The sequence below is a fragment of the Serratia sp. JSRIV001 genome (assembly GCF_019968745.1).
GTDB lineage: Bacteria > Pseudomonadota > Gammaproteobacteria > Enterobacterales > Enterobacteriaceae > Chania > Chania fonticola_B.
Genome location: NZ_CP074147.1, coordinates 4,792,654 through 4,813,505, shown reverse-complemented (window position 1 = coordinate 4,813,505; position 20,852 = coordinate 4,792,654). Strand labels below are relative to the sequence as shown.

At 54.4% G+C, this 20,852-nt stretch carries 13 protein-coding genes; 9 read left to right on the top strand and 4 right to left on the bottom strand.

All coding sequences use genetic code 11. The features are described 5' to 3' along the window. The first annotated feature begins 120 nt into the window (after nt 1–120). From KGP17_RS22260 to KGP17_RS22250, 3 genes are all read left to right on the top strand, one after another. Nucleotides 121–2,082, top strand: a complete 1,962-nt coding sequence (locus KGP17_RS22260) for a U32 family peptidase (protein WP_223498344.1) — start codon at nt 121–123, stop codon at nt 2,080–2,082. 354 nt (nt 2,083–2,436) lie between these two features. Further along, entirely contained in the window at nt 2,437–4,083 is a 1,647-nt protein-coding gene (gene fumA, locus KGP17_RS22255) for a class I fumarate hydratase FumA (protein ID WP_021179681.1), read from the top strand. Between the two features lie 159 nt (nt 4,084–4,242). Further along, entirely contained in the window at nt 4,243–5,133 is an 891-nt protein-coding gene (locus tag KGP17_RS22250; RefSeq protein ID WP_021806279.1) for a helix-turn-helix domain-containing protein, read from the top strand. Nucleotides 5,134–5,187: 54 nt separating this feature from the next. Here KGP17_RS22250 and KGP17_RS22245 read toward each other — a convergent pair whose 3' ends face one another. The 3 genes from KGP17_RS22245 to KGP17_RS22235 all read right to left on the bottom strand — a co-directional run bounded on the left by KGP17_RS22245 (nt 5,188) and on the right by KGP17_RS22235 (nt 8,399). Further along, nucleotides 5,188–6,582 (bottom strand): sugar porter family MFS transporter, encoded by a 1,395-nt coding sequence (locus KGP17_RS22245; protein WP_037375723.1) that lies wholly within the window; start codon nt 6,580–6,582, stop codon nt 5,188–5,190. A gap of 261 nt (nt 6,583–6,843) precedes the next feature. Then, nucleotides 6,844–7,818, bottom strand: coding sequence for an XdhC family protein (locus KGP17_RS22240; RefSeq protein ID WP_223498343.1), 975 nt, complete (start codon nt 7,816–7,818; stop codon nt 6,844–6,846). Further along, a complete protein-coding gene (locus KGP17_RS22235; RefSeq protein ID WP_223498342.1) occupies nt 7,818–8,399 on the bottom strand; it encodes an NTP transferase domain-containing protein in 582 nt (193 codons plus the stop codon). Before KGP17_RS22235 ends, KGP17_RS22240 begins: the two co-directional genes overlap by 1 nt. 254 nt (nt 8,400–8,653) lie before the next feature. On the opposite strand from KGP17_RS22235, the gene KGP17_RS22230 reads away from it, so the two are divergent. The 3 genes from KGP17_RS22230 to KGP17_RS22220 are packed head-to-tail and all read left to right on the top strand — an operon-like array spanning nt 8,654 to nt 13,232. Then, nucleotides 8,654–11,443, top strand: a complete 2,790-nt coding sequence (locus KGP17_RS22230) for a xanthine dehydrogenase family protein molybdopterin-binding subunit (protein ID WP_223498341.1) — start codon at nt 8,654–8,656, stop codon at nt 11,441–11,443. Continuing rightward, complete coding sequence (locus tag KGP17_RS22225) at nt 11,440–11,991, top strand: (2Fe-2S)-binding protein (protein WP_021806274.1); 552 nt, start codon at nt 11,440–11,442, stop codon at nt 11,989–11,991. Before KGP17_RS22230 ends, KGP17_RS22225 begins: the two co-directional genes overlap by 4 nt. Further along, nucleotides 11,991–13,232: a cytochrome c gene (locus KGP17_RS22220; RefSeq protein WP_223498340.1), complete on the top strand. Its 1,242-nt coding sequence runs from the start codon at nt 11,991–11,993 to the stop codon at nt 13,230–13,232. The genes KGP17_RS22225 and KGP17_RS22220 overlap by 1 nt, the downstream gene beginning before the upstream one ends. Nucleotides 13,233–13,287: 55 nt before the next feature. On the opposite strand, the gene KGP17_RS22215 is transcribed toward KGP17_RS22220, so the two are convergent. Continuing rightward, nucleotides 13,288–14,667 (bottom strand): amino acid permease, encoded by a 1,380-nt coding sequence (locus tag KGP17_RS22215; protein WP_021806272.1) that lies wholly within the window; start codon nt 14,665–14,667, stop codon nt 13,288–13,290. A 606-nt stretch (nt 14,668–15,273) separates the two neighbouring features. Here KGP17_RS22215 and pdhR point away from each other — a divergent pair. From pdhR to aceF, 3 genes are all read left to right on the top strand, one after another. After that, a complete protein-coding gene (gene pdhR, locus KGP17_RS22210) occupies nt 15,274–16,038 on the top strand; it encodes a pyruvate dehydrogenase complex transcriptional repressor PdhR (RefSeq protein ID WP_021179689.1) in 765 nt (254 codons plus the stop codon). Between the two features lie 165 nt (nt 16,039–16,203). Then, nucleotides 16,204–18,867 (top strand): pyruvate dehydrogenase (acetyl-transferring), homodimeric type, encoded by a 2,664-nt coding sequence (gene aceE / locus KGP17_RS22205; RefSeq protein WP_021179690.1) that lies wholly within the window; start codon nt 16,204–16,206, stop codon nt 18,865–18,867. 13 nt (nt 18,868–18,880) lie between these two features. Then, nucleotides 18,881–20,758, top strand: coding sequence for a pyruvate dehydrogenase complex dihydrolipoyllysine-residue acetyltransferase (aceF, locus tag KGP17_RS22200; protein WP_223498339.1), 1,878 nt, complete (start codon nt 18,881–18,883; stop codon nt 20,756–20,758). Nucleotides 20,759–20,852 lie beyond the last annotated feature (94 nt).

The window sequence follows — 20,852 nt, the reverse complement described above, 5'->3', positions numbered from 1 at the left end:
GTCGGCTGGCAACGGGGGCAGTAGGGAAAAGTATATGGTCTACCGTTATGCAAAGCTTGTATGTACGATGTTTGTGTCTAAAATAGCGGCGATTTCACCCTTACCCTAACGGCGATACTCATGCTTTTATCTAACCAGATTGAATTACTCAGTCCCGCCCGCGATGCAGGTATTGCCCGTGAGGCTATTTTGCACGGGGCTGATGCGGTCTATATCGGTGGCCCAGGCTTCGGCGCCCGTCACAATGCTGGCAACAGCTTGAGCGATATCGCCGGGCTGGTTGAATTTGCCCGCCGTTACCGGGCCAAAGTGTTCATCGCCCTCAATACCATTTTGCATGACGACGAGCTGGAGCCGGCACGCCGCCTGATCCATCAACTGTATGACGCCGGAGTTGATGCGCTTATCGTGCAAGATATGGGGATCCTGGAACTGGATATTCCGCCAATTGAGCTGCATGCCAGCACCCAGACCGACATCCGTAGCGTAGAGAAGGCTCGTTTCCTGTCCGATGCCGGTTTCTCCCAGTTGGTATTGGCGCGTGAGCTGAATCTCAGTCAGATAAAAGCTATCAGTGGCAACGTCGACGCTGCCGTCGAATTTTTCATCCATGGTGCGTTGTGCGTGGCCTTCTCCGGCCAGTGTTACATTTCCCATGCTCAGACCGGACGCAGTGCCAACCGTGGCGATTGTTCGCAGGCGTGCCGGCTTCCTTACACCCTGAAAGATGATCAGGGGCGAGTAGTAGCGTATGAAAAGCATCTGCTGTCGATGAAAGATAACGATCAAAGCCGCAACCTGACGGCGCTGATCGACGCCGGTGTTCGCTCATTCAAGATTGAAGGGCGCTATAAGGACATGAGCTATGTGAAAAACATCACTGCGTACTATCGTCAGCACCTGGATGCCATTCTCAACGATCGTTCCGATCTGATGCCAGCATCGTCAGGCCGCACGGAACACTTCTTTATTCCGTCGCCGGATAAAACCTTCCACCGTGGCAGTACCGATTACTTCGTTAACCAACGCCAGATGGATATTGGTGCCTTTGACTCACCCAAGTTCATTGGCCTGCCTATAGGAGAGGTGCTAAAGGTGGGTAAAGATCATCTGGACGTGGAAGTAAAAGAATCGCTGACCAATGGCGATGGACTTAATGTGCTGATCAAGCGCGATATCGTCGGCTTCCGAGCCAATAAGGCAGAGAAAATTGCCGAAGGGCGCTACCGGGTTTGGCCTAACGAAATGCCGGCAGATCTGCATAAGCTGCGTCCACAGCATCCGCTTAATCGCAACCTCGATCACAACTGGCAACAGGCGTTGCTAAAAACTTCGGCGGAACGCCGCATCGCCGTCGATATTCTGCTGACACAAAGCAGCGACGGAGTGACGCTGACCCTGATCAGCGAAGAGGGCATCAGCGTCAGCCATACGCTGCAGGGCGAATTCGGCGCCGCCAACCAGCCGGAAAAAGCGCTTGTCACACTGCGTGACGGATTGAGCAAACTGGGGCAAACCCTTTATTACCCGCGTGACGTTCATCTTGATCTGCCGGTGGTTTGCTTCATACCCAACAGCCAGGTCAACCAACTGCGCCGCGATGCGGTGGACGCACTGGACGCCGCACGCCTGGCGCAAAACGAACGCGGTGGCCGCAAACCGGTTTCCGTGCCGCCGCCGGTTTATCCGGAAACGCACCTGACGTTTCTTGCCAATGTTTATAACCAGAAGGCGCGTGAGTTTTACCAGCGTTATGGTGTCACGTTGATTGATGCCGCCTACGAGGCACACCAAGAAAAAGGGGATGTGCCGGTGATGATCACTAAGCACTGCCTGCGCTTCGCCTTCAACCTCTGCCCTAAACAGGCCAAGGGTGTACAGGGTGTGAAGGGGCGGGCATCGCCGATGCAGTTGGTGCATCAGGGTGAGGCGTTGACGTTGAAGTTTGACTGCAAGCCGTGTGAGATGCATGTGATTGGGAAGATCAAAAATCATATTTTGCGGATGCCGGTGCCGGGGAGTGTGGCAGGGGGGATCTCGGTGGAAGAGCTAATGGCGACGTTACCAGGGAAGAAAAAATAGCCTAGGTGATGAATGAAAACGGCTTGGTGCGGAAACGGGGCCGTAAGGATATCGTTGCAACGCTATTTTCCTACAATGATAAGCCGATCGACTGACATTGATTGTAATCATTGTGTTAACTGCGGGATAATAATCCGTGCATGATGAGTCTGTACCCGCAGTTCTCACCGGATGAGGTCAGAAAAACAACCCCAGCGTTAAGTCCCTACGTTAATAGAGGTTATTTTGCGATTTGGCGCAATAACTGACTACCTAAAAATACGTAAGGTGTGGGGAGTTTTTTTGACGCAGCGCGCCCCGAGCACGCTGGGTAAGTGTGAATTTAACGCAGCTGATGTTGCAAGTGAGAGATCAATGTCGAATAAACCGTTCCATTATCAAGATCCGTTCCCGCTGAAGAAAGACGATACCGAATACTATCTGCTAAGCCGTGACCACGTTTCCGTCGGCGAATTTGCCGGCCAGGAAGTCCTCAAGGTTGACCCACAAGCCCTGACTCTGCTCGCCCAGCACGCCTTCCACGACGCCTCGTTCATGTTGCGCCCTGCGCATCAGCAGCAGGTGGCGGATATCCTCAATGACCCCGATGCCAGTGAGAACGACAAGTACGTTGCGCTGCAATTTTTGCGTAACTCAGAAATCGCCGCCAAGGGTATTTTGCCAACCTGCCAGGATACCGGCACGGCGATCATCATGGGTAAAAAAGGCCAGCGCGTCTGGACCGGTGGCGGAGACGAAGAAGCCTTGTCGCGTGGGGTATACAACACCTTTATCGAAGACAACCTGCGCTATTCGCAAAACGCCGCGCTGGATATGTATCGGGAGGTCAATACCGGCAGCAACCTACCTGCGCAGATCGATCTCTACAGCGTGGATGGTGACGAGTATAAATTCCTGTGCATCGCCAAGGGCGGTGGTTCGGCCAACAAAACCTATCTGTATCAGGAAACCAAAGCGCTGCTGTCCCCAGGTAAGTTGAAAGACTATCTGGTCGACAAGATGCGTACTCTGGGCACCGCGGCCTGTCCACCATACCACGTGGCCTTTGTGATTGGCGGCACTTCGGCGGAAGCTACGCTGAAGACCGTGAAGCTGGCTTCAACCAAATATTATGATGCGCTGCCAACCGAAGGCAACGAACACGGCCAGGCGTTCCGCGATGTGGCGCTGGAAGAGGAACTGCTGAAAGAAGCCCAGAATTTGGGGCTGGGTGCACAGTTTGGCGGCAAATACTTTGCCCACGATGTGCGCGTAGTGCGTTTGCCACGCCATGGCGCTTCTTGCCCGGTGGGGATGGGGGTTTCCTGCTCCGCCGACCGTAATATCAAAGGTAAGATCAACCGTGAGGGGATCTGGCTGGAGAAACTGGAGCATAACCCAGGTAAATTTATCCCACAGGAACTGCGCCGCGCGGGTGAAGGGGAAGCGATCAAGGTGGACCTGAACCGCCCGATGGCCGAAATTCTCAAGCAGTTGTCACAGTATCCGGTGTCTACCCGCCTTTCCCTGAGCGGCACCATCATCGTTGGGCGTGATATTGCCCATGCCAAGCTGAAAGAGCGCCTGGATCGTGGAGAAGGTTTGCCGCAGTACGTGAAAGATCACCCGATCTATTACGCGGGCCCGGCCAAAACGCCAGAAGGTTATGCTTCAGGTTCTCTGGGGCCAACCACGGCAGGGCGCATGGACTCCTATGTCGATCTGTTGCAGTCACACGGCGGCAGCATGATCATGCTGGCCAAAGGTAACCGCAGCCAGCAGGTGACGGATGCCTGCCATAAGCACGGCGGATTCTATCTTGGCAGTATTGGTGGCCCGGCTGCGGTGCTGGCACAGCAGAGTATCAAGAGCCTGGAGTGCGTGGAATATCCTGAACTGGGTATGGAAGCGATCTGGAAAATCGAAGTGGAAGATTTCCCGGCCTTTATTCTGGTGGATGACAAAGGGAATGATTTCTTCCAGAAGATCCAGGAATCTCAATGTACGCGCTGTGTGAAGTAATCTGATTGATAGCCGCCCCTGGTGGGCGGCTTTTCTGTGAGTAACAAGCTGCGATGTTTGTGATGAATTCGTCAGCCTTTGTAAAATAGTGTCGTCGCTTTGGACGCTCTAAATAAATCTGTATACCATTGCCGTGGACAATTTTGGCTAGGAAAAGTAATGGTGACGCAGGAAACGCATATCAAAGAGTTACTGGTCTGGATAGAAAACAACCTACGCAACCCACTATCACTGGACATTGTTTGCGAAAAATCCGGCTACTCGAAATGGTATCTGCAGCGCATGTTCCGCCAACAGACCAACCTGCCACTTGCTGCTTATATCCGCGCCCGTCGCCTCTTTCTGGCGGCCTTCTCATTACGCTTTACGCAGAAAAGCATTCTGGATATTTCGTTGGAGTATCAGTTCGATTCCCAACAGACATTCTCACGCTGTTTCAAAAAACATTTCTCTGTCACACCTAGTGCCTACCGTAAAGCCCAGAATTGTGACTTCAGCCATCTGGTGCAATCGCTGTCGCTAAATCAACCTAGCGATATCTCTATTGATTATGTTGAGGTTAAACCAGACAGCTACTCGCTGGTCGGCCAGTATTATTCTTATCACATCGAGATTGAACAGTTGGGCAAATCCCACGCGGCAATTCGTGATGAAATAAAGGATCGTTTTTGTGATGAGTTTAGATTAAATCCAGACAAACTTTATGCGCTGACCAATTTTACGCCGGATGGTGAGCGGGTGAAGGTCGACTATTTTGTTGCGGTTGATAAAGCTATCGCCCAGGGTAAATCGTTGCTGGAACTCCCGGAAATCAGCGGCGGTTATTGCCGCTTTCGCTATGTTGGCAAGCCGGTAGCCCTTCATGAGTATATCGCCAGCGTTTATACCAAACTTCTGCCGCAGTTTAATCTGGTACGCCGGGAAGGGTACGATATCGCGCAGCATAGCTACTCGCTCGATAGCGATGAAGAGCTCTACCTGGAATATGAGTATCTCATCCCGATTGTGCCAGACAAAGCTTTTGCAGAGAAAACCAGTCAGCGCTCCTGATTGCCGTTGCGGATAGAAGTACCGCCCGAAACGGGCGGTAATCAAAGGCCTCGATCAGTGTGAACCAATCTCCCGTAGCGGTTTCCCAGTCATCAAATTTCGCTCGATATGTTCCAGAGAGATATTTTTGGTTTCAGGTATCAGGGCAATAGTAATGAAGATAAATATCAGGTTCAGTCCGGCATAGATCCAGAAGGTATTTGCGCTGCCCAGGTTGTTGAGCATCGTCAGGAAGGTGGCCCCCACGATCATGTTGGCGATCCAGTTTACCGTCGTTGAGCAGGTGATACCGAAATCACGGCCTTTAAGCGGTTGGATCTCTGAACACAATACCCAAATCAGCGGGCCGGCACTCATGGCAAAACCGACAATAAACATCAGCAACATCAGTATCGCGAAGTATTGAGCCGCAGGCGTATCCATGCCGATATTCATCATGGTACCCAATGTCCCCATGCCGATGGCCATCACCAGGAAGCCCAGCTTCAGCGTAGGTTTACGGCCCCAACGGTCCACCAGGCCGATGGCTATAAAGGTTGCCAGCACGTTGACTAAACCGACGATCACCGTTCCCCACATTTGTTGCGCAGTACTGGCAAAACCGGCCAGATCGAAAATTTTCGGCGCGTAATACATAATGACATTCATGCCGGTAAACTGCTGCATGACCTGAAGTAATACGCCAAGATAGACTGCGCGGCGGAAATTCTTGTTGTCTTTGAATAGTGCCCAGCCGCTTTGCTTTATTTTCAGGCTTTCACGGATCTCATCGAGTTCGGCTTTCGCCTGATCAGTAGTATCTCGCAGCATTTCCAGCACTTTCCTGGCTTCTGCATCACGGCCACGTGATGCTAACCAGCGAGGGCTGCGGGGCAGGAAGAACACGCCAACGAACAGCAACAAAGCCGGAAGGGTGATAATACCCAGCATCCAGCGCCATGAACCGCTGTAGCTGAAAGCCGTATCGGACAGATAAGCCCCCAGGATCCCTATCGTAATCATTAACTGGTACATGGAAATCATGCTACCGCGAATGCGCTCAGGCGCGATTTCAGAAAGGTACAGCGGAGCAGTGAAGGATGCGATGCCCACTGCCAGGCCGAGCAGAACGCGGGAAACCAGCAGCACCTCGTTGTTAGGGGCGAAAGCAGAGCAAAGCGAGCCAATGACAAACAGCACGGCGCCAATCATCAGGCTGTATTTGCGCCCCAGCCGGTAAGAGAGCCAGCCACTGCCGACAGCGCCAACCGCTGCGCCGAACATCATTGAGCTCACCACCCATTCTTGTTGCTGGGAAGTGATTTGGAACTCATGAGCAATAAAAGGTAATGCTCCGGCGATCACGCCGATATCCAGTCCAAACAATAAGCCTGCCAGTGCTGCCAGAAAACAGACAAAGAAGGTCATTTGGGCATTCGATCTGCCTTTACTTGTTGATGATGTACTCATAACGGCCTCGGTTAACCAAAGAGATGATTCGTTAGTAGGCTATGTTATTGGTCTAGGTGATGATTTAACGTGCTATCGATCACACTTGGTGTAATCGATTACACTTGAATTCGTTTATTGGTTCACATTTAACATCATGAATATGACATGTTAAACCATGGTTTAAGGTTGTCTGTTGGGCTTTTTATGTCTATTTGTGTAATCGCTTTCATTTTTGGGCGGCTAATGATTTGTCATAGCCGGAGGGATCGCGCCAGGTACTCAAATGGGTTGGCGGAGCTGGTTCTTCTGCTGCACGATATCGGCCATCACAGCCAGTGCGATCTCCGCCGGGGTTTTACTGCCGAGCGGCAGGCCGATCGGCGCATGGATGCGGCCGAGTTCCTGCGGGCTGAATTCGGCGATCTGTTGCAGTCGCTGGCGGCGGCGATCGCTGTTCCGTTGGGAACCCATCGCGCCGATGTAAAACGCCGGGGTGTAGATCGCCTCCATCAGGGTTAAATCATCCATACGCGGATCGTGGGTCAGCGCCACAATCGCGGTGTTGGCGTGGCAACCGCCTGCCTCAATGAATTTGGCCGGGAACTGGCGCAGCAAGGTGATATGCGGTTTGAGCTGCGTGGCGAAGTTTTCCAACGCTTCCGGGCGGTTTTCGCATACCAACACTTCAAAGCCGAGTGCGCTGGCAAAGTCGGCGCAATACAGCGCCACGCTGGAAAGCCCGGCAATCAGCAACCGAGGAGCGGCGGCGATGTGCAACTGGATCTCCTGTTGGTTGCGCACGACCTGGGTTGCGCTGGCAAAGCTGGTGGTTTCCAGTGCGCTACAGGCATTGGGCAAGGTCAGGTGTTTGATCAGGGCATGATGGCCAGCCAATGCCTCGGCGATATTGCGCAAGTAGCTAATGCTGGCAGGGCCTGCGTGTAGATGCTCGATCAATACGTCCAGCACGCCACCGCAGGGCAGCGCCACGCTGGGGGTTAGCCCCCCAGCGCCGTAGCGGATCACCTGGCTGGCGGCTTGATATTCTCCCTGCGCCAGACGGCGCAAAAAGTCCTCTTCCACGCAGCCACCAGATAACGATCCACAATAGTGTCCGTCGCGGGTAGCCACCATCAACGCGCCAGGAGAACGTGGTGATGAGCCATAAGTGTTCAATACGGTACACAGCCATACCGGCTGCTGTTCCAGCCAGTTGATGGCTTGGCTGACTACGGTGATATCAAGGTGTTGCATTAATTAACGGACTCGTTGGCCACTAGCTGAGAAGGGAGATCGATATCTTGCACGATGCTCGGTTTATCGAGATGGAGCAGGTGGACCTGCCCGTGACTGCTTAGCAGTTCCCGAGCACCATTATCGCCACGCAACGCACACAATTGTTTGCGCAAAATGGCGGTGAACCCCACTGGATGGCCGGGTTGGTGCTGGAAACTGGGGCGAACGATGTTGTGTTGGCTCAGCGCTGCTGCTACCTGCACAAAGATCTGCGGCGAGACAAAAGGCATATCCGCCAAATGGATCAGCCAGCCGTCCCAGTCTGCCGTTGCGGCTACTCCGGCAGCAATTGACTCACCCAGACCACCGCTGGCCAGTAAGGTGCAGGGAACCTGATGCGCGGCACACGCCTGTTGCACCGGCAGGTTTTCTGGCCGGGTGACGACCTGCACCGGTAAGCCGGAGGCTAGCGCCTGTTGCAGCGTATGTTCAAACACCGTTTTACCCTGCAATAGGGCATTCAGTTTGTTGCCACTGCCACCGGCCTGAATAAAACGCTCACCCCGCCCGGCGGCGGTAATTACGATACCTGTCGTCATCTTTTCTGCCCGCGTTTGCGCAAATCAGCCACACTATAGAGGCATTATATATTTCCAAGTGTTTCATTTTATGAAAACAAAATGTTAATGCTCACATAATTTTGGTTATAAGCTTATGATTATAACGTCTTCGGCAAGGTTACCCGCGGTTGCGCAACAAAACCGATAAAAACGACTTACCTCCATCCTTCGGGGTACGGCGCTAATGCCCGCATCTGGATACCAGGGGTAAATAAGAACGTAAAGGATATTTTATGAGCAATTTCAACCCGTCACGACGCCGCTTTATCAAAGGTGCCGTGATAGCGGGGGTGTCTGTCTACCTCGCGCCTCTTTACAGCCGCGCCTATGCCGCGTTGTTTGAGCAAAAGATCCTGCAATCGCCCAACTGGGATGCGCAGACTAAACGCATTCGCTACCGTATCGATGGCCGCTCCAAGGTCATGGGTCAGAAAGTGTTTGCCCGTGATATTCGTGCCGTTGATATGCCGCATTGGCCGCAGCAGCAGGCTCATGCCTTTATTCTGCGCGCCACTAAAGCCGATCGTCTGTTTACTGGCATCGATCTCTCCTTGCTGGGTGACGATCTGCAACCGGATCGGATAGTAACGGCGGAAGATCTTGAGCGTGATGGTTTGGCCTTCCCGGCGTTTTATGGCGATGACATGCTGCTGCCTACAGGGAAAACCCCAGCCTATCTCGGCCATGCGGTGGCAATCCTGATTTATCATGATTTTGCTCGTTTCCGCTTTGCCAAAGACAAGCTGAAATTCCACGACGAAGTGATCCAGTATGGTACTGAAACCGGCCCGTTACAGCGCGATCCATGGGGCAGCTTCCGCTACGTGCGCGTCGGGGGTGAAAAGCCATTCGATGACGATCGCTTCTCCAGCCTGAAAGATACTCCTATCTTCCCACTTTCGATGCGCAGACATCTGCCGGTGTGGCCGGAAGGGCGTGAGGGCGGCAAGCTGGATCAGGAAGGCATGTATTACGCCGGGATGATTGCCGACCAGCTGCAAACCCCACCGCAAGACTGGTTGGTAATGTCACGCCGCTATACCACGCAATCCGTTGATACTTCGGCCCTGGAGCCGGACAACGCCAACGGTTGGTTTGATACTGCCAGCCAGACCTTGCATCTGGTGATCCCGACCCAGTCCCCGCAGGAGGTGGCGGACGAAATGCCACGTATGTTGGCCAAACGTCATCAGCCGGTCAAACAGCTGATCCTGCACCCTTGTTACACCGTGGGCTACGGCTCAAAAGATCACTATAACTTCCCGTATTACGGTGCGGTTGCCGCGCTGTACGGTGATGGGCTACCGGTACGGCTGGCTAATGACCGTTATGAGCAGTTCCAGACCTCGATCAAGCGCCATGCCTTCGATATGGATTACCGCATTGCGGTAGACAAGCAGACGGGCATATTGCAGGCCTTCCAAGGGGCGATGACCGCCGACGGTGGCGGGCGCTGTAACTTTACGCCATCGGTGGTGATGGTTGGCGCGACGGCGGCACAGTCGATTTACTACTTCCCGAAAAGCGATCTTTCCTCTGTCGGGTTGGCCTCTCGTGCCATTGATGCGGGTTCCGCACGTGGCTACGGCACATTGCAAAGCATGGCCGCTACCGAGATGATGATGGATGAATTGGCACAAGAGCTGAAGCTCGATCCGATCGAATTTCGTTTGCGCAACGTGCTCAAGTCCGGCATGAAAAATACCCAGGGGGCGATCCCGGCAGGAGCCATTCGCGCCGATGAAGTGCTGGTAAAAGCCTCACAGCATGAGATGTGGCGCAAACGCGCCGAACGCAAGGCCGAGTTTGAGAGCCAATATCCCGGTAAGCGTTATGGCGTGGGTTTTGGGTGCGTGCAGAAAGATTTTGGCACTGGAGCCGAAACTTCCTTTGCTCGCGTGGAGTTCAGCGAGGACGGGCGTATCTCGCTGTATCACAGCGGGGCAGAAATGGGCACCGGCATGTCAACGTCGCAGTCGGTGCTATGTGCACAATGGCTGGGTAAACCGGCGGATGAGGCACATTTCTCGGTAACCGATTGGTCCCTGTTGCCGATGGTGACCAGCGGCGATCCCTACACGATGTCGCAGGATGAGCAGGATAAGCTGCAAACCAATCCGAACTGGACGCCAAGCTACTGCTCACCTTCCAGCGCCAGCAACTCCGCTTACTATTTCTCGCACAGCACGCGCGAAGCGGCCCGGTTGGTGTTTGAACAGGGGCTGTGGCCTGCCGCGCTATCTATCTGGCAGTCTGGCATTGGTGGCGGCCAGGCGGCACCGCTGGTGGTGCGTAAAGAAGATGCTCGCTGGGTCGAGGGGGGGCTGACAGCGGCCGGTATGCAGATATTGCCGTTTGAGCTGCTGGCGAAGAAAGCCTATCAGATGGGCAACCTGACTGGCGCAGTTGTGCACGTCTTCAACCGCTGGCAGTGGGCTGAAGCGGACTTCAAGCTGAATAATCGCAGCGAGCGCCTGCCTGTCGACGGTTTGTCGCTACGCATTGGCAACGGCGAATTCAGCACTCTGGCACGTGAGCAGGTTTATTACCCGCCAACCCAACGTAATAACGCAGCTGTGACCTATTACAGCGCCGTGGGTACGCTGGTAGAAGTGGCGGTAGATATCGCTACCGGCAAGGTTGAACTGTTAAATCATCATTCGATTATGGAGTGTGGCAACCTGATCGTACCTGAGCTGGTTTCCGGCCAGCTGCAGGGCGGTTTGGCGATGGGGATCGGCCATGTGCTGCATGAGTATTTACCGCTGTACGAAGATGGGCCGGGTAACGGCACCTGGAACTTTAACCGTTACCATTTGCCGCGTGCCAGCGATGTGGCTGTCTGGAAACAGACCGGTGACATCCTTCCTGCGCTCTCGGAAACCGATCCGCCGAAAGGGATGGCGGAAGTGGTCATGATCCCTGTGGTTGCCGCATTGGTTAACGCCATTGCCCACGCCACCGGTCATCGGTTCCGTGATTTGCCTGTTCGTGCCGAAAATATTCTTGAGGTGTTACCATGAGCATTAAAACCCAACCCATTACCCTGACCATTAACGGCAAACAATATGGTCCCATCGAGGTACCTGAAGGGCTGATGATGATCGATTTTCTGCATGAATATCTCGATCTGACCGGCTCACGTCTCGGCTGCGGGCAGGGTATCTGCCACGCCTGCGTGGCGATCCTCGACCATCCAAGCGGCACCAGCGAAGAAATCCGTACCTGTATCACCGGCGCTCACTTTTTCAATGGCAAACAGGTACGCACCATCGAAGGCGTTGCGCAGGTGGATAATCAGGGCGAAGTGGTTGAACTCTCGCCGATCCAGCAGTCGTTCCTCGATCACTACAGCTTCCAGTGTGGCTATTGCACGCCGGGCTTTGTCAATGCGGCCACCATCTTTGTCGAGAAGCTCAAGCGTGAGCCAATTCCACGCGATCGGTTGGAAGGCGCGATTGAGCAGGCGTTGGAAAACCATATCTGCCGTTGCACCGGCTATGTCCGTTATTACGAGGCGGTGCGTGACGTGGTGTTGAAAACCCCAGGCCTGCTGAAGGAGACGGCGTAATGAAAAAACGTCTTGCATTGTTGATTGTGCTGATAGCGGCGATTGTCATCGCCGTGCTGTGGTGGCGAGAAAACCGCAGCTATGACGGCCCAGTCCAGCAGGTTACCGCCAGCAGCGAACAAATTGCCCGTGGGCGTTATCTGACGCAGGCTGCCGACTGTGCTGCCTGCCATACTGCCGCTGGTGGGGCACCGCTGGCGGGAGGCTATCCGCTGGATACCCCGTTCGGCACCATTTATGGCAGCAACCTGACGCCTTCTGCCGATCAGGGTATTGGCCGCTGGACCAAGGATGACTTCTTCCTGGCGTTGACGCAGGGGGTGGCTCCGGGTGGCCGCCATCTGTATCCGGCGATGCCTTATACCTCCTACAAAGGCATTTCGCGCGAAGATGCGGATGCTATTTATGCCTATCTGATGTCGCGCCCGGCGGTGGACGTAGCCATTCCAGCCAACGATATGCCGTTCCCGTTCAACCAGCGGATGGCGCTGATCGGTTGGAATTTGCTGTTCCGCAACAGCGATCCGTTACCAGCCAGCTCGCAGGGGAGCTCCGCCGAATGGCAGCGGGGGCGTTACCTGTCTGACGTGCTTGGCCACTGTGGCGAATGCCATACGCCACGGGGCATGCTGGGGCAGATGGAAGTGAACAAGCCAATGCAAGGTGGCGATCTGGGACGGTTCATCGCGCCGGATATCACGCCACAGGGTTTGGCTCAGCGCGGTTGGACACCAGAGGATCTGAGCCGTTTCCTCAGCACCGGGTTAGCGCCGCAGGGCTCGGCGTTTAGCGAAATGCACATGGTGGTCGATCTCAGCACTCGTCATCTGACGCCGGAAGATCATCGGGCGTTGGTGACCTACCTGATGGGCGACAAGCCACCGCAGCCTGTTGCCGTTAAAATCGGGCAGGGCAGTGATGCCGGGCGTATCACCTATCTCGACCAGTGTTCCGCCTGCCATGAGCGTGATGGTGCAGGTATACCGCATGTTGCGGTAGCGATGCGTGATAACGCCACGCTGCGCCAACCGGACGGCAAGAACCTGATCGTGTCGGTGCTGGATGGGCTACCAGCACAGCAGTTCCCCGGTAACGAAAGTATGCAGAGCATGCCGGGCTTTGCCGATCGTCTGGACGATGCGCAAATTGCCGAGCTGGTGAATTACCTGCGTGTCACCTGGGGCGGGCTGCCGGCGGATATCACCGCCGAGCAGGTGAAGGCACTGCGTAAAGCCCATTAATGATGAAGAAAAACAATAGGCCCGCGTGCGGGCCTATTGATCGTCAACAATGATATCAGTGGGTATTGGTGGCGCTTACAGCACGTTGGCCACGCTGCTTGATGAAGTAACCGATGCCGAGAATGACGAGCCATACCGGGATCAGCAGCACGGAAATCTGGATCCCTGGTGTCAGATACATGATCACCAGAATACCGGCCAAAAAGGCCAGGCACAGATAGTTGCTGAAAGGATACCAGAAGGCCTTGAACTTCGGCTCGACGCCTTCATGGTTTTTCGCCTTGCGGAATTTCAGGTGTGCCAGGCTGATCATCGCCCAGTTGATCACCAGGGCAGACACCACCAGCGCCATCAGTAATTCAAAGGCACGGCCTGGGATCAGGTAGTTGATCAACACGCACAGTGCGGTTGCCAGCGCTGAGAAACCTATGGCAACCACCGGCACACCGCGGCTATCCACTTTCAGCAGGGCTTTCGGGCCATTACCTTGTTTGGCCAAGCCGTACAGCATGCGGCTGTTGCAATAGACGCAGCTGTTGTAGACCGACAGCGCAGCCGTCAGGACCACGATATTAAGCACCGTTGCGACCATATTGCTGTTCAGCGCATGGAAGATCAGCACGAACGGGCTGCCGCCTTCGACTACTTTTCCCCACGGATAGAGTGACAGCAGAATAGTCAGCGAGCCGATATAGAACAGCAGGATGCGGTAGATCACCTGGTTGGTGGCTTTCGGGATGCTTTTTTCCGGGTTATCGGCTTCGGCGGCGGTAATACCCACCAGTTCCAATCCACCGAAGGAGAACATGATCACCGCCATCGCCATGAGCAGCCCCATGGTGCCATTCGGGAAGAAACCGCCCTGCGCCCACAGGTTGGTGACGCTGGCTTCCGGGCCGCCCAGGCCGCTGAACAGCAGGTAGGCACCAAAGGCGATCATGCCAATGATAGCGACCACTTTGATGATGGCGAACCAGAACTCCATTTCACCATAGACCTTCACACTCGACAGGTTGATGGCGTTGATGGCCAGGAAGAACACGGCAGCGGAGATCCAGGTTGGGATACCCGGCCACCAGTACTGCACGTAAATACCTACCGCGGTCAGTTCTGCCATGGCAACCAGCACGTACAGCACCCAGTAGTTCCAGCCGGAGGCGAAACCGGCGAAGTTCCCCCAGTATTTATAGGCGAAGTGGCTAAACGATCCGGCCACCGGCTCCTCTACCACCATTTCACCCAGTTGACGCATGATCAGGAAGGCAATAAAACCGCCAATTGCATAACCAAGGATGACCGACGGGCCGGCCATTTTTATTGTTTGAGCGATACCGAGGAACAGGCCGGTACCTATTGCGCCACCTAAGGCGATCAGCTGGATATGGCGGTTTTTCAGGCCGCGCTTCAGCTGGTCGCCATGCTGTTGACCATCCATCAATGAAACCCTCTGTGCTGACATAATGCTCATTACCGTAAAGTAATGATTACGATGTGTGTTGTTTTTTGTTTACGACGTTATAGCTATAAATTCCACGGCGTCGCTACCGTTTGGCAGAGAATAATGGTATGTGCGAAAGTTTGCACCTGCTTTGTTGTTTGAATGATTAAGATTGCAGCAGTTTAGGCAACAAAATGCGGGTTGTGTGACGAGCGGGGGGATTGCGTGCACGAAATAAGCAATAACTCACAGAATTGGCAAAAATAATCGCCCTTGTTGTTGTTATTTTGTTAACGATGCGGGGCTCGGTAAGCGGTTGTAAAGCGAAAATAACCCTTAATCTCCTTGCCATATAACCCGGGCATTGTTCTAACCAGAGGTTTCACAAAAGTTAAATTCGGCGGCTACCTCGTAAATGGTATTACCAACGCTGAGTTGCCGGTTTGCAAAGGCTTATGGATTGAAGTGTTAAAATGTGCGGCATTCATGATTTCGATCAAGGCCCATATGGACAGCAGGTGAATACTTTGTTACTTTACCGTCACGTTTTTGAAATTGGTATTACCAATTGACTCCGGGCACTTCGCAGAGAAGAAATCACCCATGGCCTACAGCAAAATCCGCCAACCCAAGTTGTCAGATGTTATCGAGCAGCAGCTCGAATACCTGATCCTCGAGGGTACGCTACGTCCAGGCGAAAAGCTGCCTCCAGAGCGCGAGTTGGCGAAACAGTTTGATGTTTCCCGTCCTTCTCTGAGAGAGGCAATTCAGCGTCTGGAAGCTAAAGGGCTGCTCCTGCGTCGCCAGGGAGGCGGCACCTTTGTACAAACTAATCTGTGGCAGAGCTTCAGCGATCCGCTGGCTGAGCTGCTGGCCGATCATCCTGAATCACAATTCGACCTGCTCGAAACCCGTCATGCTCTCGAAGGTATCGCTGCCTATTATGCGGCGTTGCGTGGGACTGACGAAGATCTGGCGCGCATCCGCGACTGCCATCATGTGATCCAGCAAGCTCAGGACAGTGGCGATCTAGACGCCGAAGCCGACGCGGTCATGCAATACCAAATTGCCGTGACCGAGGCTGCCCACAACGTTGTGTTACTCCATCTGCTGCGCTGTATGGGCCCGATGCTGGAACAGAACGTTCGTCAGAACTTTGAATTGCTCTACTCGCGCCGTGAGATGTTGGCAACAGTGAGTAGCCATCGCGCCGGGATCTTTGAGGCGATTGTGGCACGCGAACCTGAAAAGGCCCGTGAAGCCTCGCACCGCCATTTGGCGTTTATCGAGGAAATTTTGCTGGATCTCAGCAGAGAACACACCCGGCGTGATCGATCGCTGCGGCGTCTCCAGCAACGCAAGGATTAAGAGTGGTTCTCTTCAAGGCACACCAGCTTGTAGAGATAAAGCTCGGAGTGCTTAATTAAGTACTTAAGCGGCAACCAAACTGATGAGCCTGTCTTCGTGCGTTTTATGACAGAACGCACGAAGACAGGCTCCAAACAAACCATTAGACAGATAAGGAATACCACCATGTCAGAACGTTTAAACAATGACGTGGATCCGATCGAAACCCGCGACTGGCTGCAGGCGATCGAATCGGTCATCCGTGAAGAGGGTGTTGAACGCGCTCAGTTCCTGATTGATCAGGTGCTGGGAGAAGCCCGCAAGGGCGGTGTTAGCGTTGCAGCGGGTGCTGCGGCTAACAACTACGTCAACACCATCGCGGTAGAAGACGAACCGGCATACCCGGGCAACCTGGATCTGGAGCGTCGTATTCGTTCTGCCATCCGTTGGAACGCCGTGATGACCGTGTTGCGTGCTTCCAAGAAAGATCTGGATCTGGGCGGCCACATGGCTTCCTTCCAATCTTCTGCGACCTTCTATGAAGTCTGCTTTAACCACTTCTTCCGTGCTCGCAACGAGAAAGACGGCGGCGATCTGGTTTACTTCCAGGGCCACATCTCTCCGGGCGTTTATGCACGTGCCTTCCTTGAAGGCCGCCTGACCGAAGATCAAATGAACAACTTCCGTCAGGAAGTGCACGGTAAAGGCCTGTCCTCTTATCCGCATCCAAAACTGATGCCTGAATTCTGGCAGTTCCCGACCGTCTCCATGGGGCTGGGCCCAATCAGCGCCATCTATCAGGCCAAGTTCCTCAAGTATCTGGAACACCGTGGTCTGAAAGACACCTCCGGCCAGACCGTTTATGCCTTCCTGGGCGACGGCGAGATGGACGAACCAGAATCCAAAGGTGCGATCACCATCGCAACCCGTGAGAAGCTGGACAACCTGGTCTTCGTCATCAACTGCAACCTGCAGCGTCTGGATGGCCCGGTTACCGGTAACGGCAAGATCATCAACGAGCTGGAAGGTATCTTCGCAGGTGCTGGCTGGCAGGTGCTGAAAGTGATCTGGGGTGGTCGTTGGGATGAACTGCTGCGTAAAGACACCAGCGGCAAGCTGATCCAACTGATGAACGAAACCCTGGACGGCGACTACCAGACCTTCAAATCCAAAGACGGTGCTTACGTGCGTGAGCACTTCTTCGGCCGCTTCCCGGAAACCGCCGCGCTGGTCAAAGATATGACCGACGACGAAATCTGGGCGCTGAACCGTGGTGGTCACGATCCGAAGAAAGTCTTTGCTGCACTGAAAAAAGCGCAGGATACCCAAGGCAAACCAACCGTGATCCTGGCCCATACCATCAAAGGTTACGGCATGGGTGAAACCGCGGAAGGTAAAAACATCGCTCACCAGGTGAAGAAAATGAACATGGAAGGGGTTCACCACTTCCGCGATCGTTTCAACGTGCCAGTGGCCGATGCTGACATCGAAAAACTGCCATACATCACCTTCGAGAAAGACTCCGAAGAGTACAAGTATCTGCACGAACGCCGTCAGGCGCTGCAAGGCTATGTACCCACTCGTCTGCCTAACTTCACCGAGAAGCTGGAAATGCCAGCTCTGGAAGATTTCAGCTCACTGCTGGAAGAGCAGAACAAAGAGATTTCTACCACCATCGCCTTTGTGCGTGCCTTGAACGTGATGCTGAAGAACAAGTCGATCAAAGATCGCCTGGTGCCAATCATCGCCGACGAAGCTCGTACCTTCGGTATGGAAGGTCTGTTCCGTCAGATCGGTATCTACAGCCCGAACGGCCAGCAGTACACCCCGCAGGACCGTGAGCAGGTGGCGTACTACAAAGAAGACGAGAAAGGCCAGATCCTGCAGGAAGGTATCAACGAACTGGGCGCAGCCTCTTCCTGGTTGGCCGCAGCGACTTCCTACAGCACCAACGATCTGCCAATGATCCCGTTCTACATCTACTACTCCATGTTCGGTTTCCAACGTATCGGCGACCTGTGCTGGGCAGCGGGTGACCAACAGGCGCGTGGCTTCCTGATCGGCGGGACTTCAGGGCGTACTACCCTGAACGGTGAAGGTCTGCAGCACGAAGATGGCCACAGCCATATTCAGTCTCTGACCATCCCTAACTGTATCTCCTACGATCCGGCTTACGCGTATGAAGTGGCAGTGATCATGCATGACGGCCTGGTGCGTATGTACGGTGACGCGCAAGAAAACGTCTACTACTACCTGACCACGCTGAACGAAAACTACCACATGCCAGCCATGCCACAGGGCGCAGAAGAGGGTATCCGTAAAGGTATCTACAAGCTGGAAACTCTGGAAGGTAGCAAAGGTAAAGTACAGCTGTTGGGCTCCGGTGCGATCCTGCGTCATGTGCGTGAAGCTGCGCAGATCCTGGCGAAAGACTACGGCGTGGGTTCTGACACCTACAGCGTAACTTCCTTCACCGAACTGGCGCGTGATGGTCAGGACTGTGAGCGTTGGAACATGCTGCACCCAACCGAAACCCCACGTGTGCCTTACATCGCTCAGGTGATGAATGAGGCGCCAGCGGTAGCGTCTACCGACTACATGAAGCTGTTCGCAGAGCAGGTTCGTACTTTCGTACCAGCCAGCGATTATCGCGTACTGGGTACTGACGGCTTCGGTCGTTCAGACAGCCGCGAAAACCTGCGTCACCACTTCGAAGTTGATGCTTCCTACGTGGTGGTTGCTGCTCTGGGTGAACTGGCTAAACGCGGTGACATTGAAGCTTCTGTGGTCGCTGATGCGATTAAGAAATTCGACATCAACCCAGAAAAAGTTAACCCGCGTCTGGCATAAGAGGTACTGAACAATGTCTATCGAAATCAAAGTGCCGGACATCGGTGCAGATGAAGTTGAAATCACCGAGATCCTGGTGAAGGTTGGCGATAAGGTTGAAGTTGAACAATCGCTGATCACCGTGGAAGGCGACAAAGCCTCCATGGAAGTGCCTTCGCCGCAGGCTGGCGTGGTCAAAGAGATCAAAGTGGCCGTCGGTGATAAAACCGAGACTGGCAAACTGCTGATGATCTTTGAAGCAGAAGGTGCGGCCGCTGCCGCACCAGCCGCCAAGGCAGAAGAAAAACCGGCCGCGGCTCCTGCTGCTGCCGCAGCCAAAGACGTTGAAGTACCGGACATCGGGGCTGATGAAGTTGAAGTCACCGAGATCCTGGTGAAGGTTGGCGATACCGTGACTGCCGAGCAGTCTCTGATCACCGTAGAAGGCGACAAGGCCTCTATGGAAGTGCCTGCACCGTTCGCTGGTACCGTGAAAGAGATCAAAATCAACACCGGTGACAAAGTGAAAACCGGTTCCCTGATTATGGTCTTCGAAGTGGCTGGCGCGGCTTCTGCTGCCCCTGCTGCTGCGGCTACCCAGGCGGCTCCGGCTGCTGCCCCTGCGGCAAGCGCGGCGAAAAACGTCGAAGTGCCAGACATTGGCGGCGACGAAGTAGAAGTGACCGAAGTGATGGTGAAAGTGGGCGATAAAGTTGCCGCTGAGCAGTCACTGATCACCGTTGAAGGTGACAAGGCTTCTATGGAAGTTCCGGCTCCGTTCGCGGGCACCGTGAAAGAAATCAAAATCGCTACCGGCGACAAAGTGAAAACCGGTTCTCTGATCATGGTGTTCGAAGTGGAAGGCGCTGCACCAGCACCTGCCGCTGCTCCGGCCCAGAAAGCAGAAGCTGCTCCGGCTCCGGTCAAGCAGGAAGCCAAAGCGGCTGCACCTGCCGCCGCCGCCGGTAAAGGCGAGTTCGCTGAAAACGACGCCTACGTTCACGCGACCCCAGTCATCCGCCGCTTGGCGCGTGAGTTCGGTGTTAACCTGGCAAAAGTGAAGGGCACAGGTCGTAAAGGCCGTATCCTGCGCGAAGACGTTCAGGCTTACGTGAAAGACGCGGTCAAACGCGCCGAAGCCGCTCCTGCCGCTACCGGTGGTGGCCTGCCAGGCATGTTGCCTTGGCCGAAAGTGGACTTCAGCAAGTTTGGTGAGATCGAAGAAGTTGAACTGGGCCGCATCCAGAAAATCTCTGGTGCCAACCTGAGCCGCAACTGGGTGATGATCCCGCACGTGACTCACTTCGACAAAACCGATATCACCGATCTGGAAGCGTTCCGCAAGCAGCAGAACGACGAAGCTGCCAAGCGTAAGCTGGACGTGAAGTTCACCCCGGTGGTGTTCATCATGAAAGCCGTTGCCGCTGCCCTGGAGCAGATGCCACGCTTCAACAGCTCACTGTCCGAAGATGGCCAGAAGCTGACGCTGAAGAAATACATCAACATCGGCGTGGCGGTAGATACGCCAAATGGCCTGGTGGTTCCGGTATTCAAGGATGTGAACAAGAAGAGCATCACTGAGCTGTCCCGTGAACTGATGGCGATCTCCAAAAAAGCGCGTGACGGTAAGTTGACCGCAGGCGAAATGCAGGGCGGTTGCTTCACCATCTCCAGCCTGGGCGGTATCGGGACTACTCACTTCGCGCCGATTGTTAACGCGCCGGAAGTGGCTATCCTGGGTGTCTCCAAGTCTGCGATGGAGCCGGTCTGGAACGGTAAAGAGTTCACGCCGCGCCTGATGATGCCAATGTCGCTCTCCTTCGACCACCGTGTGATTGACGGTGCTGACGGTGCGCGCTTTATCACCATCATCAACAACATGCTGGCCGACATTCGCCGTCTGGTGATGTAATGAAAAAAGGGCGCAGCATGCTGCGCCCTTAGTAATTCAGTAGCAGTTTTGTCGGGTTTTGCATGACTCGACAGAATTGTTGGGACACGGGTCA

Coding starts and splice junctions, on each gene's coding strand:
- KGP17_RS22260 (WP_223498344.1), top strand. CDS start 121: ATGCTTTTATCTAACCAGATTGAATTACTCAGTCCCGCCCGCGATGCA.
- fumA (WP_021179681.1), top strand. CDS start 2,437: ATGTCGAATAAACCGTTCCATTATCAAGATCCGTTCCCGCTGAAGAAA.
- KGP17_RS22250 (WP_021806279.1), top strand. CDS start 4,243: ATGGTGACGCAGGAAACGCATATCAAAGAGTTACTGGTCTGGATAGAA.
- KGP17_RS22245 (WP_037375723.1), bottom strand. CDS start 6,582: ATGAGTACATCATCAACAAGTAAAGGCAGATCGAATGCCCAAATGACC.
- KGP17_RS22240 (WP_223498343.1), bottom strand. CDS start 7,818: ATGCAACACCTTGATATCACCGTAGTCAGCCAAGCCATCAACTGGCTG.
- KGP17_RS22235 (WP_223498342.1), bottom strand. CDS start 8,399: ATGACGACAGGTATCGTAATTACCGCCGCCGGGCGGGGTGAGCGTTTT.
- KGP17_RS22230 (WP_223498341.1), top strand. CDS start 8,654: ATGAGCAATTTCAACCCGTCACGACGCCGCTTTATCAAAGGTGCCGTG.
- KGP17_RS22225 (WP_021806274.1), top strand. CDS start 11,440: ATGAGCATTAAAACCCAACCCATTACCCTGACCATTAACGGCAAACAA.
- KGP17_RS22220 (WP_223498340.1), top strand. CDS start 11,991: ATGAAAAAACGTCTTGCATTGTTGATTGTGCTGATAGCGGCGATTGTC.
- KGP17_RS22215 (WP_021806272.1), bottom strand. CDS start 14,667: ATGGATGGTCAACAGCATGGCGACCAGCTGAAGCGCGGCCTGAAAAAC.
- pdhR (WP_021179689.1), top strand. CDS start 15,274: ATGGCCTACAGCAAAATCCGCCAACCCAAGTTGTCAGATGTTATCGAG.
- aceE (WP_021179690.1), top strand. CDS start 16,204: ATGTCAGAACGTTTAAACAATGACGTGGATCCGATCGAAACCCGCGAC.
- aceF (WP_223498339.1), top strand. CDS start 18,881: ATGTCTATCGAAATCAAAGTGCCGGACATCGGTGCAGATGAAGTTGAA.